The following is a 16500-nucleotide window of genomic DNA, read 5'->3' as shown; positions in this document are numbered from 1 at the left end:
GGATAATTTTGGGAGGTTTTAATAGATGGCACGTATTTTATTAGCAGAAGACGAAGATGTCTTACGAATGTTAGTACTCGATACACTAGAAGATGAAGGATATACGATCGACGAAGCGACGGACGGTGACGAAGCGTATCAAAAAATCATGAACGCTGAATATGATCTCGTTTTACTCGATTACATGATGCCTGGAATGACAGGGATTGAAGTTATTGAGAAAGTCCGACAACATCCAGATAAGCAACACTTAAAAATCATGATGTTGACGGCTAAAAGTCAACAATCAGACCGCGAACGAGCAGAAGAAATTGGTGCAAATTACTTTTTCTCGAAGCCATTTAGTCCGTTAGAACTGATTGATGTCGTGGGAGGAATACTGAGTGATCACCAAGTGGATTAATCGAAAAATCGGGCGCCAACTCATGGCCTCCTTTTATGTCGTATTAGCTACATTGATGATTTCATCATTGATCGTCTACAACTACACCGATACGAAACTGCAGGCGACTCGGGCGAAATTAGAAGATATCCGTGACCGGAGTGCACGTGCGGGTGCTTTATGGGAAGAGTGGCAGGATGTCCAGTTCAACATGCGCGGTTATGCCTTGATGGGGAATGGTGATCTATACAATCAAGTCATGGCTCAACAAGATAAGATTGATCAGCAGACAGAATGGTTCGAAAAAAATGCGATTTATGATCAAGGAAAGGCATTCGCCCAGTCCTCGAGAGAATTGTATGGTTATTATTTCGATGCGATTTTGCCGCTTATTCAATCCTATGTCCAAGCGAAAGAATCTGGAGATGTCACGGAATCCTTCTTAAAAGGAACAACACTTGCTGAACTGCCACTTGGTCAGCAATTATTAGCTGAAGGTAAGATTCAATTAGATGCTCAAGGAAACATTGATGTACTTTCGGAAATCAATAAGAGCGAGCTAGCACTCGGCGGTTATCGTGAATTTTTGGAGGATTGGGCACAACGGACGAGCGACCAACTGGAACGGGAAATCCGGACGACACAGCTGATTTGGTTAGCGAATATCGTCGTCTTACTTGCCGTCTTGATTTTCTTTATTTATCCGTTTATTCGCCGCATCACGATGGAATTATTATCTCTCGTCAAGAACAGTCAACGGCTTGCGAACGGTGAAGATGTTTCGAGCGTCAAAGTACCGAATCGTAAAGATGAAATCGGAATCCTGGCGTTATCCTTCAATCAGATGGCAAGTTCGATTTCCGAGAACAAGCAGCATTTATTAGCGAAAAATGAAGAATTACAGGCGCAACAGGAAGAATTACAAGCACAGCAGGAAGAATTGCAAGCACAGCAAGAAGAACTCGAAGAAGCATTAGAGCTGACGATGCGGAATGAGCAACATTTGCAGTATCGGAATGATTTGACAGAAACGCTCGCGGCACGTGAGTCGTTGACTGCTTATCCAGAAATCATTGAGAAGCTCGTCACGATCACAGATTCTGAGATTGGTGCATTAGTATTTGTTGATGAAGAAGATAGTTATTCTGTCGTTACGTATGGAATGACGGATGAATTGGCAGAACAGCTGCTTCAAAACGATGCGTCTCTCTTAAAACGAGCTGAGTCACTAAAGTCACCTGTTCATTCTTCTAAACAAGTCGCAAGCAATCATCCACTGCCGTACCCGTACTATATGTACGAAACAGCTGTACCGATTCTTGAACCGACGTCTGGTGACATCATCGCGTATATCTACCTTGTCCGTTATCGCGATCAGTTTACGAACGAACAGATGCGTGATGTCATGTCCTTCTCCCGTCAATTATCGCTATCGCTTTTACGGATGCGGTTGTTTGACGAGATGACGAAAGAGAAAACGAAGACAGAGCGGATTCTCGATTCGATTCGAGAGGCCGTCATCTATCTTGAACCGGGTAAAGAAGAGGTCTTCGTCAATCGACCATTATACGATTTATTCCCGGAATTACGTTATGGTGTTCAGACTGAACAGGAGACATTGCAAACGTGCTTAGAAGTCATTCAATCCGTCGTCGACGAACCAGAAGTTTTTAGCCGTTATGTTGATTCAGTTTTGTGTGGAGAATTACCGACCGATAGTTTACAGTTCTCGATTCGAAACGAAACGGTATTCATTCAATTTTATGTCGAGGTGATCCATATCCATCACGTACATAAAGGAACGATGCTCGTCATGCGTGATGTAACGAAAGAGACTGAAATGGATCGTTTGAAATCAGAACTCGTTTCAACCGTCTCTCATGAACTTCGGACGCCACTCTCTTCGATTTACGGATTTACAGAACTCATGCTCAACCGAGACATCGAAGAGTCGCGCCAAGATCGATATTTGCGGACGATCCATTCCGAAACGGAACGTCTTGCGAATCTCGTCAATGATTTCTTAGATGTCCAGCGCATGGAGTCGGGCACACAATCGTATAAAAAAGCATCCGTGAACATCTATACGATTGCTGAAGAAACGACACAATTTTATGCGGCTTCGACACAGGCTCATCGGATTACGTTCCGTCACGAGGGAAATCAGTTGCCTGTCATTGAAGCAGACGAAGAAAAAATCAGACAGTTGCTCAATAATTTATTGAATAATGCGGTGAAATATTCACCATCTGGTGGTGCGATCGATGTCGTACTCACGACATCACTTGATCAAGTCATTCTTCAAGTTCGAGATGAGGGAATCGGGATTCCAGAACAATCGCTGAGTCGTCTATTCGAAAAGTTCTATCGCGTCGATAACTCGGATAGTCGAAAAATTGGTGGGACTGGTCTAGGACTAGCTATATGTAAGGAAATCGTCACGGGTCATGGTGGAGAAATTCATGTCGAGTCAGTCGTGAAGGAAGGTAGTCTTTTTACCGTCAAATTTCCACTTGTCCAGTCTACACATGTGACAATCTCCTGAAAAAACCATATATCAACAAAATAACACTAGGTGTTCGTCCTGAAATCAGATACGATGAAATAGGAAAAGAAAGGAGGAAATGAAATGCCAATCACAGCATTCGTTCACACACACGTCTTACTTTGGGTACTTTTATTGGTTACATTCTTCGTCGCTTTTTCGATGTACAAGAACAACAAAAAAGCTGCAAAAGGAATTCATATGGCGTTCCGTCTGTTGCTCTTATTGACGTTCGCGACAGGTCTTTATCTGTACATCAAAATCATGGGGATGTCTGAAAATCCAGACCCACTCTACCATGCGAAGATTACACTTGGCTTATTGTCGCTCATCTTCGGAGAGTTGACACTTGTTCGACTTAAAAAAGGAAAAGCTTATTCCGGTTTCGTCATCGGATTCATCGTGCTTGTCCTTGTGACAGTATTCCTAGGCTATTCACTCCCATACGGTATGAAATTCTTCTAAGTTCATGCGGGATCAAAGAGTCCTTTTCGACCTCATAGGTTGAAAAGGACTCTTTTTGTCATGTTCGTTAGTAATTTTTGTTTACAAGTGGTTGTTATTTGGGAAAAGGGATGTATTACACAGTAGAGAGGGGAACGCTTGTGGCACAGTTGAAGGAATGGACGAAAGTTTTCCGGGCACGAAAATGGATGAAACGCGCAGAACCGGTGTTACCACTTTGGCATGGGTATATCGGTTATAAATATGGATTATTCGATGCTCTTCAAACAGGGGCAACACAAGCAGAGGCACAGCTACGGATGCAGCGTCCGCTGACACAGGAAGCGTTATCCCGCTGGTTCGAAGTTGGCGTCGCAGTCGGTCACTTGAAGAAAAAAGATTTACGCTATACAGCGACTCGCCATGTTCTTCCGGAACTCTCTCAATCAGACGATCGCAGTATCGGATTCATGTTATCGGAAATGATGGAGCTGCACTTGCCAGCACTATTCTCTTATCCTCAGTTTTTAGAAGAGGGTCAACAAAAGACCTTTAATGGAGAGGAACATGGAGACATCGTGGCTGAAACTTCAGCTCTCGTTGAGACGGTTGCTTTCCCGGCAGTACGCCATATCATTCGCAGTCGTAATCTGACCTCACTCCTTGATATTGGTTGTGCTTATGGTGGATATCTCCGTAAAATTCACGAGGCATTGCCGGACTTACGACTCGCCGGAATCGATATTGAAGAATCCGTCATCGCCGAAGCAAAACGACGAGATACGAGCGGAGAGATTGATTTTGTCGTCGGGGACATCAAAACGTTTGATGTGAAAGAGACATATGACGGTGTCATGATGAATAATATTTTGTATTACTTCCCGCAACCGGAGCGCCTTGCGCTATTAGAAGGAGTTCGTCGTTTCGTCAAGGATGATGGAACAGTCATTCTCGTCACACCATTACGCGACAGTTCACACGGTGCACCATTCTCAGCAGCATTCAATGCCTTCATGACGTTGCATGAGAATCTGTATCCATTACCAAGTAAGGAAGAATTGAAAGAAGATCTAACGAAAGCTGGGTTTGAAAACATTTCGATCACACCATTCTTAAAAGAAGGTGCCTGGTATATCGTCACTGCAAACGCCACTTCCTAAGCGAAGTCTGGCGTTTTTACAGTTGGAAGACAGTTCAAATTTGTTGCTTTTACTATGTGCTTAGTATAATAGTTGAAACGATGAGAGATAAAAAGGAGAGATTTGGGTGAAGCGACGCGTAGCAGTGATTGGAGCAGGACCTGGGGGACTTGCATGTGCCTTGTTATTAGCAGGAAAAGGAGTAGACGTCACCGTTTACGAAAAACAAACGCAAGTCGGTGGACGAACTTCTGCCGTCAAGCTAGGTGACTATACGTTCGATCGAGGACCAACATTCCTTAATATGCCGCATATTTTAGAAAACGTTTTTCACGAAGCCGGTTTACGATTAGAAGATTATTTAGATTTAAAGGCACTTGATCCGATGTATACACTCTATTTCAAAGGCGGAACAGAGGAGTTTACGATGACGACGGATAGGGACCGGATGAAAGAGGCAATCGAACGACAATTTCCTGGAAACGGGGAAGGGTACGATCGATTCATGGCAGAGCAAGCACTTAAGCTTGGAAAACTCATGCCAATCTTACAGACACGTCACGATCGGCTGACGGATTACTTATCACCGCGTGTCTTAACGGCACTGCCACGCCTATCGCTCGGACGATCGCTTTATGATGTTTTATCCGATTACTTCACGAGCGAAGAATTGAAGTATTCTTTTACATTCCAAGCGAAATACTTAGGCATGTCAGCATGGGAATGTCCGGGTGGTTTTTCGATCTTGTCTTACATGGAACATGCTTACGGTGTCCATCATCCGATTGGTGGGATGCATCAAGTACCGCTTGCAATGCAACGTGCGATCGAGGAGCTAGGTGGAACCGTACAGTTAGGTGCGGGCGTCGAACAATTGATTTTAAACGGAAAAGCTGTCGAAGGAGTCATCCTCGAGTCAGGTCAACATGAGTTATTCGATGAAGTCATCATCGGTGCCGATTTCGCACATGCGATGAATCATCTGGTGCCGGAAGGGGTTTTGAAAAAATGGTCCCGACCAAAAATTGACCGCAAAAAATTCTCGTGTTCGACGTTCATGTTATACCTTGGTGTCAACCGGACGTTCGATGCACCACACCATACGATTTACTTTGCAGAGGATTATGAGAAAAACGTTCGCGAGATGACGCAGACTTTAGAATTATCGGATGACTTTTCGTTCTATGTCCAAAATCCATCCGTGATTGATCCAACGCTAGCACCTGAAGGCAAGTCTGCTATGTATGTCCTAGTGCCAGTGCCGAACAATTACTCTGAACTTGATTGGTCGATCGAAGGACCGAAACTACGTCGTCGTGTTCTGGACGCTCTTGAAACGCGTTCACCGTATCAAGGGATTGAGGCGGCAATCGAAGTCGAAGAGATGTTCACGCCAGACGACTGGGAAGCGATGGGGATCCATCAAGGCGCGACGTTCAATCTCGGTCATCAGTTGACACAGATGATGTACTTCCGCCCGCATAATCAATTTGAAGAGCTCGATCATCTGTATCTCGTCGGAGGTGGCACACATCCGGGTAGCGGATTACCGACGATTTTCGAATCCGCGCGTATTACGGCAGAACTCGTGCTCAAAAAAGAAGGGGTGCGGACATGAAGATAGGATTCGTAGGAGCCGGTGTCGGTACACTGCATGCAGCGCTTTTGCTGACAGCAAGACATCCTGGAGTCGAGATTACGATTTTTGAAAAAGAAGCGCATGTCGGTGGTCGATTACGATCCGTCGATTTTGAATCGGGTGGCCGCATCGATGAAGGTCCGACGATCGTTCTGATGCCAGGCAAGTTAAAAGAGCAGTTGGCAGAAGCCGGCGTGACGGGAGTAGAACTTGAACGGGTCGATCCATTGTATGACCTTCACTTCGACGATGGTACCGTCGTCACGAAAGTAGCCGATGTCGTGGATCAAGCGATCGCGATCGAACGTCAATTCGGTGAAGGTCGTGGATTTTATGAATTCATGCATCAAAAAGAAAAGGATTATGAGACGAGTGTATCGAAATTTTTAGAACGTGGTTATCGTCGGAAGACAGAGTTGTTGCACCCAGACATGATGCGTCCATTATTACAGATGCATGCTCTAGAGACTGCACATGACCATTTGAAGCGATACTTCAAGAGTAAATATTTGCGCATGGCATACAGTTTCCCGACATTTTATATCGGCGGAAACCCTTATACGACACCATCGATTTACGGTTTGATTCCGTACCGGGAACAAGCAGAAGGTGTCTGGTATGTAAAAGGTGGCTATTTCTCGCTTGCTGAACGCATGTACGACACATTAGTCGAACGTGGTGTCCGATTCGTCTTCGAGGCACCCGTTGAACGAATCGTCGTCGACCAAGGACAGGCAAAGGAAATCGTCTTACAAGATGGCACACAGGAAGCATTCGATCAAATCGTACTAAATGGAGAGTTTCCATTGATGGAACGCCTTGTAGAAGGTAAACAACCTAAGACCTATACACCTTCAGGCGGTACGCTATTGCTATATTTCAAGATGAAAGGGAAAGTCGATTTACCGGTGCATCGCTTTTTGATGCCAAACGACTTGGAACCGCTCATGACGAATATCTTTAAAAAAGGACGATTACCTGAACATCCGGCAGTCTATCTGTTCCATCCGAGTCGGATTGACCGTAGTTTAACAGGAACGGACGATAGCGTCGTCTATTCATTAATTCCTTCTCCGCGTGGCTATGGTGTAGAAGATTATGAAAAAGTAGACTTCATTGAGACCGTACTTGAAAAAATCGAGCATCATCATCCGGGATTCCGGGAAAAGATACAAGAAATGAAGATTCGTACACCGAATGATGCACAGGCCTTTGGATTATATCAGGGAGGTAGTTTTGGGATTGCGCCGACGATTCGCCAATCGGCTGCCTTAAAGACACAGGCAAAACCGTATCCGGATATCGATCGATTATATGCCGTCGGTGCATCGGTGCATCCGTGTGGAGGAGTACCAGTCGTCATGATGGGCGCAACGATACTCGTAAACCGAATGGAACAAGAGATGGGGTGGAAACATGAATTCAGTGACGATCCAGAACGCGTATATCAAATGTGAGGAAGTCATTCAGTCCGGATCTAAGACGTTCTATAAAGCCTTTTCACTCTTACCAAAAGCAGATCGACAAGCTGTTTATGCCATCTATACATTTTGCCGGTTCCTCGATGATACCGTCGATGAGTCGGATACGCCGAAAGAGAGCTTACTAGCTTTCTTGAATGAATTCAAACGATTCCGTGATGGCGAAGTATTAGATAAACCGTTATGGATTGCGTTGGCAGACGTATTTGAACGTTATGAAATGGATGAGACACCATTTCTTGAGCTCGCGGAAGGGATGCGTTGGGATATCGAGAAAAATCGTTATCAGACGCTTGAAGAGACAGAGCAATACAGCTACTACGTAGCGAGTACTGTCGGTTTGATGTTGTTGCCCATCCTTGCACCGCAACAGCCTGATCTCCGTAAGTCTGCTATCGATCTTGGAATCGCGATGCAATTAACGAATATTTTACGAGATGTTGGTGAAGATGCAAAACGCGGCCGTATCTACTTGCCTCATTCATGGATGGAGACATACGGTGTCACAGCGGAGTCGTTACTCGCTGGTCGTCCTTCAGGAGACTTTATCGGTCTCTGGGAAGAGGTTGCACTTCGAGCAGAGCATCTGTATGACGCAGCGATTCCATCGTTTGAACGATATCCACGAGAGAGTCGACGTGCTCTAAAGGCTGCTGCCTTCCTGTACCGCGGTATTCTTGATGCAGCGCGGGATAATCACTATGACGTCTTCACGAAACGAGCGTACGTCAGCCGTTGGCAAAAAATGAAGTTACTTGCTACGATTTAATACATGACCATAGAAAAAAGACCTTGGCGGGGACCAAGGTCTTTTTTCTATGGTCTGAGACCGGGGAGTCTCAGATTACTTCTACACCAGAGCGAACATCTGGACTACGAGATAGGTCTGTTTCGACCACGGGGATGGTCTTTTCTTTATCGAGCTATCTGTGGACCATTCGGATGAGACGATCTAAGGGGGAACGTCGTAAGTCATGCGAATGGACACACGATGAGTCACGTGATGAAATGGGTGGGTCCCATTTGATTTCGCTGGTTAGAAAAAGTAAGTTCTTCAACGCTCTTGACTCGGGGAAGTCACCTTGCGCTTGATTGAGGATGTGGGGTCAATCACTACCTCTTGAACTCGAAGTAATCGTATCAAATCTTAGTTGTCCGTACAAGTGATTGATATGCAATTCACATAACGTTCACAGGGTAGCGGCGACAGCAGAGACGATTCGTTCACTTGCTAGTTTTCCTGAAAGCGTCACCATTGGACTACCACCACCAGGATGCGTTGATCCACCGGCAAAAAACAAATTGTGAACATTCTTTGAACGGTTGCTCGGACGGAGGAAAGACGACCGGATGCCATTGGATGACAAGCCATATAACGAGCCGTGATAGGCAAAGAAGGTTTGTTCGATATCCTGTGGTGTGACCCGTTGTTCGAAGACGACATCAGATGAAATATCAATTCCAAATGACTGCAATCGCTGATTGATCAGTTGATCATACGTATCAAAATCAATTGCATGTCCAGTATCCGTTGCAGGTGCATTGACGAGCACGAATAAGTTGTCACCTGCTTGTCCCATTTCTGGTGCCGTGACGGAAGAATTCGAGATATAGATCGTCGGCTCCTCAGCGTAACGTTTTTCATCAAAGAGTGCCTTGAACTCAGCTTCGTAATCCGAAGAGAAGAAGACGTTATGATGAGCCAGCCCTTCGATCCGACGTGAGAGACCGATACATCGAACATAGGCAGAAATCGACGGTTCGACTTGAGCAGGTGTCGGATTTTTAAAATCAGGTCGTGCCGTTTCTGAGATCAGACGTGGATATTGTGTCAACAAATCACCGTTCATGACGACGAAGTCAACCGGGAGATATTCCAAGTGATTCAATTCAATTTCCGTTGCTTGTCCATCGACGACTTCGATCTGTGTCACTTCATCGCCAAGACGGAAGACAACACCTAGTTCTTTTGCACGTCGGGCGAACCCTTCTGCGATTGCTGTATTACCACCATTTGTGAAGTAGACACCGTCATTTAGTTCTAAATGAGCGATTAAACTGAAGGTAGCGGGTGTTTGATACGGACTACTCCCGATATACGTCGCATAACGATCGAGTGCCTGAATTAACCCTTTATCCTTAAAGTAGTGCTTATGCAACCCATGAAGGTTTTGAAAGGGATGCACTTTCAACATGTCTCGCCAGAGGGAGGGGCGGATATACGAATCAATATTCGTAAAGAATTGTTGTTTTGCGATCGTATGCAACTTCGCCACTTCTTCTTGGTAACCTGTAATATCGTTCTTCGCCAACTGACCGTTCGTGAAACGATCTACTTCTGTCCGCATCGCTTCGCGTCCAGACGAAAATGTTAATGTTCTTCCGTCGGAAAAATGATTGACCGTATGACGTTCAAGTTTCGTGAATGTAAAGTACTCATCGGGATCCGCACCGGATTCAAGAATGACAGACTGAAAAACTTCCGGCATCGTGATCGTATTCGGACCAAAATCGAAGCGATGTCCTTCTGTGACGATCGGCATCATTTTGCCACCGATATGTGTATTGCGCTCGATGACCGTGACGCGAAATCCTTTTGCTGCTAATGAGATAGCAGCGCTGAGTCCACCAAGACCGGCTCCGATGACAGCTATATGTTTCATGATACTGATTCCTCCTTATGAATAGGTCCTACCCTTCCATGTGATTTCCCGTTTCCTAAAGCTTCGAATCATCGCACTTGCTAGCAAGATGACATAAAGGAATACCGCCAGTGGATGGAGCCACCAAACATGTCGGATTCGTGCCGCACGATCGATCCGGAATCGTGCTAAATAAAGAAGAATCAGTGCGCCACCCATCTGCCAGGATGGGTGGAGGATGAGATAAGGTAGGACACTTGCTTGAACCAAGTAAAAGAGTAGAAAGTATGATCCGACGATATAAGAATCGTTCATCCCACGAAAGACATTCTTTAGAAAACCTTGCCAGACCTCTTCATTCGTGGCGTACATATCACAAGAGACTGCTGGAGCCACTTCGACGAGCGTCGTCGTCCATCCGTTTTTTTTAAATGTGCGACAAAGTTCTAAATCGTCAACGAGAGCCGATTGGATGCTTTCATGTCCACCGACTTGATCATACGCACGTCGTTCGACGAGGACGACCATTCCGTTAGCAGCAGCAAACGCTGGATGCTTCACTTTGCGAAACGGAATCGGAAGATGTTGCGCGATAAGAACATGTTGCATTGGAATCAAACACTTTCCGAGAAACGTCGGTACAGGAAAGGACGGGAAACCGGAAAGGAAAACGGCTCGTTCTGTTCGTAACGTTCCGTATAAGCGACAAATCGCATCAGGTGTCAGCGTGACATCAGCATCGAGAAATAACAGATAGTCCTCTGTCGTTCGTTTCGCGAGTTGATGACATGCATGAACCTTTCCTGCCCAGCCTGCTGGTAAGGGAAGACCATCAATCACTGTAAAACGGTCGTCTTGACCAATCCGATCGAGCAATAACTCGCGCGTCCGATCGGTCGAGCGGTCTTCATATAAGTAAACGTGCATCCCTGGTGTCAGAGCAGGTTCTAATGCGTCTAATAATTTTCGTACATTACGCTCCTCATTACGTAAAGGGATGCAAATTGCTAGACTATCTGGTTGAACGGGAGCCGTTAATCGTGGTAGAAAAGCTAAATTGATCCATGTATAGAGACAGACAGCTAGAGCGAAGAAGAGGAAGAACCAACTCATGACCGAAGGGCCCGTAACCAGCGCTCCGTTCGTGCAGGAAGTGGTTCCCTTCGTGTAGAGATACAGCGATACAAATCAACACGTTCCGCAATCGCATCTGCTCGAATGTCGTCGTATAAAGCAGTTAGTTCTGCCGTCAGTCGTTTTGCCTGAGCATTTGACCGTTCGTCAGGTAATGGATGAAAGCGACGCGTCCGGATGTAGACGTCCGGTTGCTGTTCATGTCCATATGAATAATAAAAGGCGACGAGAGACACGTGATCCGTATGACGCGTCAAATGTGTGGCACCACTTGCTAAGCGAAGCGGACGGTCCTCTTGATGACGTTCCTCGCCTTGGGGAAACATCCAGACGCTGCTGCCATTTTGAAGTCGTTCTTTTGCATAATGAAGGCTTGTCTTGATATCAGCGAATGATGTCCGGTCAACAGAGAAAGCTCCGAGACGGGAGAAGAACGGGAAACGAGCAAGCCCTGCTTGATCAATCATGACATAGGGGTCGTGATGGAAACAGGTCTGATCCAAATGAAAAAGAATCATACCGTCCCACCAAGAGCTGTGTGTAGCAAGCATGAGACCAGGGACAGGTAGATCGTCTGCTCGATATAAGACACGGTGGAAATGACGTCGGATCAAAGCATGATCGACATACGTATGAAATACGGATTCAGCTAATTTGCTTTTGTTTGCTTCTTTCAACGATAACCCCTCGTTTCACAATGAAATAGACGATGAATGCACTTAAGCTGACCAAAGTGACGCCATAGAGACCAGCAACTCCTGCTGTTACACCGAATAAAGTGTGCAACATCAAAAAGAGATACTGATTGTTTTGTTCGAGTGCGGCATCCGTCGCCTTGACTTGATATCGATTGATGAAAAAGGAAAAGACGAGCGCCGTTCCATACCACCCGAAGAAATTCTGTGTAGGAATATCGTAATACCAGCCACCGTCTTGCCAAAGCCAATACGATTTCACGTTAGCAGCAACAGGATCGATTGCTAAATCGAGCCAGACGGCAAACAATGGAACGAGAATCAATGTACTATAGCGAAACGAGAACAAACGGGAGAAAGCGAGACTCGTCCCCATGACCGATAGCCATGCAGCCCCGATCGTAATCGGCACACCTAATAATTGGACACCGAAATCCGACTCGTAACGATATGTTCCGAACGGCCAACCGGTATGGACCCCAATCGACTCAATGATGATCGAACCAAAGAAGATAAAGGGGATGACAAGACGCCCCTTCGGTAAGACATGCCAAAAATAGAGAGCTGCGTATAAGCCGGAAGCGAATAAAAAGACGGCATTGGCCCACTCGAGCCAAGGGGGAAGTAACGAAAAACCGACTAAGATCAAGCCGATGGTGAACCAAATCGAAAAGAAAATCCAAAGACGTTTATGAAACTGCTCCATGCGTGACATTCCTCCATTTCCAAAATAGCTTCTGTCATAAGTATACCCATATATCTTGAAAACGAGCGAGGGAGAAGCGGTCTTATAAAAAAAGTGGTCCGGCTTCTCGCAAGAGAAACCGAACCACTTCCTATCATCATCCGTTTGAATGTTGTTTTTGCTTCTTCTTTTTGATGAACGAGAAAAGGAGAAACGCGATATACAACGGAACAGCAACGAACCAAAACGTCGACCACTCATTGCTACGCGCAATCATGACATACGTCACGTACAGCAACGTAAAGGTGATGACGAACGTATGGCGCGGAACGGGAATGTCTTTAAAACTTGGAATCTTGACACGACTGACCATCAAGAAGGCAAGACCTGTAAAGACGAGTGGGACCATCAAGTCGTTCATTCGTCCGCTAAACAACGTGACGACGGCCAAAATACCACCTGCCGCTGTAATCGGTACACCTGAAAAATAAGCAGATGCCACATTCGTTGCCGATAAATTAAACCGAGCAAGACGGAATGCGCCAAACAACGGGAACAGAGCAGAGATTAGTAAACCAACTTCTCCGAATTCATAGAAATACGTATAGTAGGCCATCATTGCAGGTGCGACACCGAATGTCACGATATCTGCTAATGAGTCCAGTTCTTTTCCGAAGTCGCCTGCTACACCAAGCATCCGAGCAAGACGTCCGTCCAGACTATCAAGCATCATCGCGATGACGATTAGTAAGGTGGCATTTTGAAAATCACCTTTTGCTGCCATGACGATGGCTAAAAAACCACAATACAGATTTCCGAACGTAAATAGGTTGGGTATTGAATTACGAACACGATCTTTCCACAAAATGATTCCTCCTGCCACTTCATCGATACTACTCATCATACCATAATTAGGAGATGGAATTCAGCCGTTCGTAAAGAGAATCCCCTGAGTGAAAGATAAAAAATCATGAGGATTCAACCGAACTTGATGTCCACGTTTTCCAGCGGATATGATGATGAATGGTTCATGGATAGCACGATCCGATAAGAGAACCGGAAAATTCTTCTTAGCACCGATGGCAGAGACACCACCTCGAATATAGCCAGTCAGGTCTTCTAACTCCTTCATCGGAACAAGCGCGACTTTTTTCGAATGCAATGCTTTAGCCGCTGCCTTTAGAGAGAGTTCTTCTTCCCCCGAAATGACGACGAAGACATATTTATTTTCGACCATTTTCAAAACAAGGGTTTTAAAAATGGTCGAAAGGGGGTAATTAATCTTTCTAGCGACGGCTTCAGCAGATAAATCATCAAGATCAACAGGATAAGTGAGGGATTCGAAGTCAATCTTAGACTGCTTCAGAAGCCTCTCGACGTTCGTTTTGCTCATGTGTTTCTCCTTTGACGAGTGAGTATTGGACCCATTTCCGTCCGTGCCAACGTTTCATGGCGAAAATGCCACGGAACCATTCGTCAGCAGAGAAGGCAATCCAGATTCCAAGTAAACCGAGACCGAAACCAAGACCAAGTGTATAACTGAGGACGACCGCGATTCCCCACATCGATAGAATACCGATGGCGACAGGGAAACGAACATCTCCTGCCGATTTAAGAGTTCCCATGAGCACGATGTTCATCGCGCGACCTGGTTCAAGAATGACGCTTGCCCAGAGTAGTGGGATACCGATTGCAATGATTTCAGGACTCGATGTGAACACTGATAGAATCGATGAACCGAATGAAGCAAGAGCGACAGCTGAGATGAAGCTTGCGAAAACAGCAATCTTCAATGTTTTCACAGCACGTCCGTATGCTTGTTCAAATTGTTGAGCACCAACTTGGCGTGCGACGAGTAACTGCGTTCCTTGAGCGATGGCAAGCGTAAATAGGAAACAAAGCATCGTGATGTTTGATACATAAACACGAGCAGACAATGCTGCTTCACCAATTGTTGCGATGAATCCTGTGATGATGAGTTGTGAGAATTGATAGGAGATCCCTTCACCAGCAGATGGGATTCCGATGTTCATGATTCGTTTCACATCCTCACGATTAAAATGAATCAAGTCTTTTACTGTAAAACGTAAAGAAAGTTTGCGGTAAACGACAAAGAACAACACAAGGACAGCGATTGTCCGGGCGATGACGATCGACCAAGCGACACCAGCAACACCGAGAACGGGAATGCCGAAGAGTCCAAGAACAGCGATGACGTTACCAAAAGCACTAACGAAATTCATGAGTAGCGTGACGTACATAGCATTTTTAGTGAATCCATGACTCCGGAGAATCGCACCCAGTGTCAATGAGATGGCTTCTAAGAAAAGGAACAGACCAACGATCTTAATGAACGTTTCGCCATAGACGAGTGTCTCTCCTTCTAACGAGAAAAATCCAAGGAGTTGTCTTCCGAACAACACCACGGTCAGAGAAACGATGAGACCGGTATACAAGTTAATCGCAAAAGCAGAACGAGCCGTTTGACGAGCGTTTTGCGTCTTTCTTGCACCGAGGTACTGACCAATGATGATCGTTGCACCGACCGAGGTGATGTTAAAGAGAATAATGAAGATGTTCAAAATTTGATTGGATACACCGACTGCTGCAGCGGCGCTATCTGAGTAATAACTTAAAATCAACGTTGCAATGATCCCGAGGCTCATATGCAATGCAATCTCGATGAATAATGGCCACGTAATGTGGAATAAGCTTGGTTGCTTGACTGTTTTCATAAATAAATCCCCTTTGTTTCATAAAACGAATAGTGTTTCTTTATCTTTTTGAAACTATACGCCTTCGATTTTCATAATGAAAGAGGGTTTTTTGTCTTTCATCGAAAAAAAAGAGATTTAAAAGGATTTTCATAAAATATCACGAATACATCATAATGAACAATCATTCATTTTTTAAAGGTAGGGGAATCCGATGAAACGAGAAATGCATTATGTCGTCAAGGATCAAATTGCAACGCTAACGCTAGCTCGACCCAAACAACTGAATGCATTAACGTCGAATTTACTAGAGGAGTTGGCAGACGCTCTAGAAGAAGCGAATCAGGATGAGGAAGTACGTGTCATCGTCTTGACTGGTGAAGGACGTGGATTTTGTGCAGGGCAAGATTTGAAAACCGTCTCGCCTGAGCTCGATCATGGTGAATATCTACAGCAGTATTACCATCCTGTCGTTCGGGCACTCGCTAAATCAAAGAAACCGACGATCGCTGCCATCAATGGTGTAGCGGCAGGTGCCGGTTTATCATTGACGCTGGCCTGCGATTTCCGGCTCGTCCACGCTGAAGCGAAATTGTCGCTCGGATTCATCAATATCGGTCTTGTCCCGGATGCAGGAGCGCCGTATTTCTTACCTCGACTAATCGGTGCGGCAAAAGCAACGGAGCTTGCGTTACTCGGTGACACGATTTCAGCAGACGAAGCCGTTTCGCTCAATCTTGCGACACGAAGTATCGAATCAGAGAAATTTGTAGAAGAGGTCACAGCGTTTGCTCGTCAGCTGGCAGATCGTCCGACAAAAGTGATCGGGTACATCAAGCAGCTGCAAGCAGCGAGTTATGAAAATAACTTGGAGGAAATGCTTGCTCAAGAAATCATATATCAGTCACGTGCTGGAAAAACGGAAGATCATCGTCATGCTGTTGAATCCTTCATCGAAAAAAAACGCCCTGTTTTTGTCGGACGATGAGTCGAAGAACAT

Annotated in this window: 15 protein-coding genes; 8 read left to right on the top strand and 7 right to left on the bottom strand. The window is 45.4% G+C overall.

Annotated elements, in window-relative coordinates:
* Nucleotides 1-25: 25 nt before the first annotated feature.
* From AYO36_RS10580 to AYO36_RS10550, 7 genes are all read left to right on the top strand, one after another.
* Nucleotides 26-403, top strand: coding sequence for a response regulator (locus AYO36_RS10580; protein WP_023467390.1), 378 nt, complete (start codon nt 26-28; stop codon nt 401-403).
* Entirely contained in the window at nt 384-2927 is a 2544-nt protein-coding gene (locus tag AYO36_RS10575) for a HAMP domain-containing sensor histidine kinase (protein WP_082874224.1), read from the top strand. Before AYO36_RS10580 ends, AYO36_RS10575 begins: the two co-directional genes overlap by 20 nt.
* Before the next feature lie 84 nt (nt 2928-3011).
* Nucleotides 3012-3392: a DUF1516 family protein gene (locus tag AYO36_RS10570; protein ID WP_023467392.1), complete on the top strand. Its 381-nt coding sequence runs from the start codon at nt 3012-3014 to the stop codon at nt 3390-3392.
* A 140-nt stretch (nt 3393-3532) separates the two neighbouring features.
* Nucleotides 3533-4531, top strand: a complete 999-nt coding sequence (locus AYO36_RS10565; RefSeq protein ID WP_064300361.1) for a class I SAM-dependent methyltransferase — start codon at nt 3533-3535, stop codon at nt 4529-4531.
* Between the two features lie 106 nt (nt 4532-4637).
* Nucleotides 4638-6128, top strand: coding sequence for a phytoene desaturase family protein (locus AYO36_RS10560; protein ID WP_064300360.1), 1491 nt, complete (start codon nt 4638-4640; stop codon nt 6126-6128).
* The gene (locus AYO36_RS10555) at nt 6125-7606 is read left to right on the top strand and encodes a phytoene desaturase family protein (RefSeq protein WP_064300359.1); all 1482 of its coding nucleotides are present in this window, start codon (nt 6125-6127) and stop codon (nt 7604-7606) included. Before AYO36_RS10560 ends, AYO36_RS10555 begins: the two co-directional genes overlap by 4 nt.
* Complete coding sequence (locus AYO36_RS10550) at nt 7566-8399, top strand: phytoene/squalene synthase family protein (protein WP_055966987.1); 834 nt, start codon at nt 7566-7568, stop codon at nt 8397-8399. Before AYO36_RS10555 ends, AYO36_RS10550 begins: the two co-directional genes overlap by 41 nt.
* Before the next feature lie 421 nt (nt 8400-8820).
* On the opposite strand, the gene AYO36_RS10545 is transcribed toward AYO36_RS10550, so the two are convergent.
* The 7 genes from AYO36_RS10545 to AYO36_RS10515 all read right to left on the bottom strand — a co-directional run bounded on the left by AYO36_RS10545 (nt 8821) and on the right by AYO36_RS10515 (nt 15521).
* Nucleotides 8821-10293: a phytoene desaturase family protein gene (locus tag AYO36_RS10545; RefSeq protein ID WP_035398446.1), complete on the bottom strand. Its 1473-nt coding sequence runs from the start codon at nt 10291-10293 to the stop codon at nt 8821-8823.
* Nucleotides 10294-10308: 15 nt separating this feature from the next.
* Nucleotides 10309-11385, bottom strand: a complete 1077-nt coding sequence (locus tag AYO36_RS10540) for a glycosyltransferase family 2 protein (RefSeq protein WP_064300358.1) — start codon at nt 11383-11385, stop codon at nt 10309-10311.
* Nucleotides 11382-12083 (bottom strand): lysophospholipid acyltransferase family protein, encoded by a 702-nt coding sequence (locus AYO36_RS10535; protein WP_064300357.1) that lies wholly within the window; start codon nt 12081-12083, stop codon nt 11382-11384. The genes AYO36_RS10540 and AYO36_RS10535 overlap by 4 nt, the downstream gene beginning before the upstream one ends.
* Entirely contained in the window at nt 12052-12807 is a 756-nt protein-coding gene (locus AYO36_RS10530) for a carotenoid biosynthesis protein (protein ID WP_064300356.1), read from the bottom strand. Before AYO36_RS10530 ends, AYO36_RS10535 begins: the two co-directional genes overlap by 32 nt.
* Before the next feature lie 136 nt (nt 12808-12943).
* Nucleotides 12944-13690 (bottom strand): CDP-diacylglycerol--serine O-phosphatidyltransferase, encoded by a 747-nt coding sequence (gene pssA, locus AYO36_RS10525; RefSeq protein WP_174316042.1) that lies wholly within the window; start codon nt 13688-13690, stop codon nt 12944-12946.
* A gap of 21 nt (nt 13691-13711) precedes the next feature.
* Nucleotides 13712-14179, bottom strand: coding sequence for a Cys-tRNA(Pro) deacylase (ybaK, locus tag AYO36_RS10520; protein ID WP_064300355.1), 468 nt, complete (start codon nt 14177-14179; stop codon nt 13712-13714).
* Complete coding sequence (locus AYO36_RS10515; RefSeq protein ID WP_058265055.1) at nt 14139-15521, bottom strand: MATE family efflux transporter; 1383 nt, start codon at nt 15519-15521, stop codon at nt 14139-14141. The genes ybaK and AYO36_RS10515 overlap by 41 nt, the downstream gene beginning before the upstream one ends.
* A 193-nt stretch (nt 15522-15714) precedes the next feature.
* Between AYO36_RS10515 and AYO36_RS10510 the strand changes: the two genes are divergently transcribed.
* Complete coding sequence (locus AYO36_RS10510) at nt 15715-16488, top strand: enoyl-CoA hydratase/isomerase family protein (RefSeq protein ID WP_064300354.1); 774 nt, start codon at nt 15715-15717, stop codon at nt 16486-16488.
* Nucleotides 16489-16500: the final 12 nt, after the last annotated feature.

The sequence above is a fragment of the Exiguobacterium sp. KKBO11 genome (assembly GCF_001644945.1).
Lineage (GTDB): Bacteria > Bacillota > Bacilli > Exiguobacteriales > Exiguobacteriaceae > Exiguobacterium_A > Exiguobacterium_A abrahamii.
This window is presented reverse-complemented; position numbering and strand designations above follow the sequence as displayed.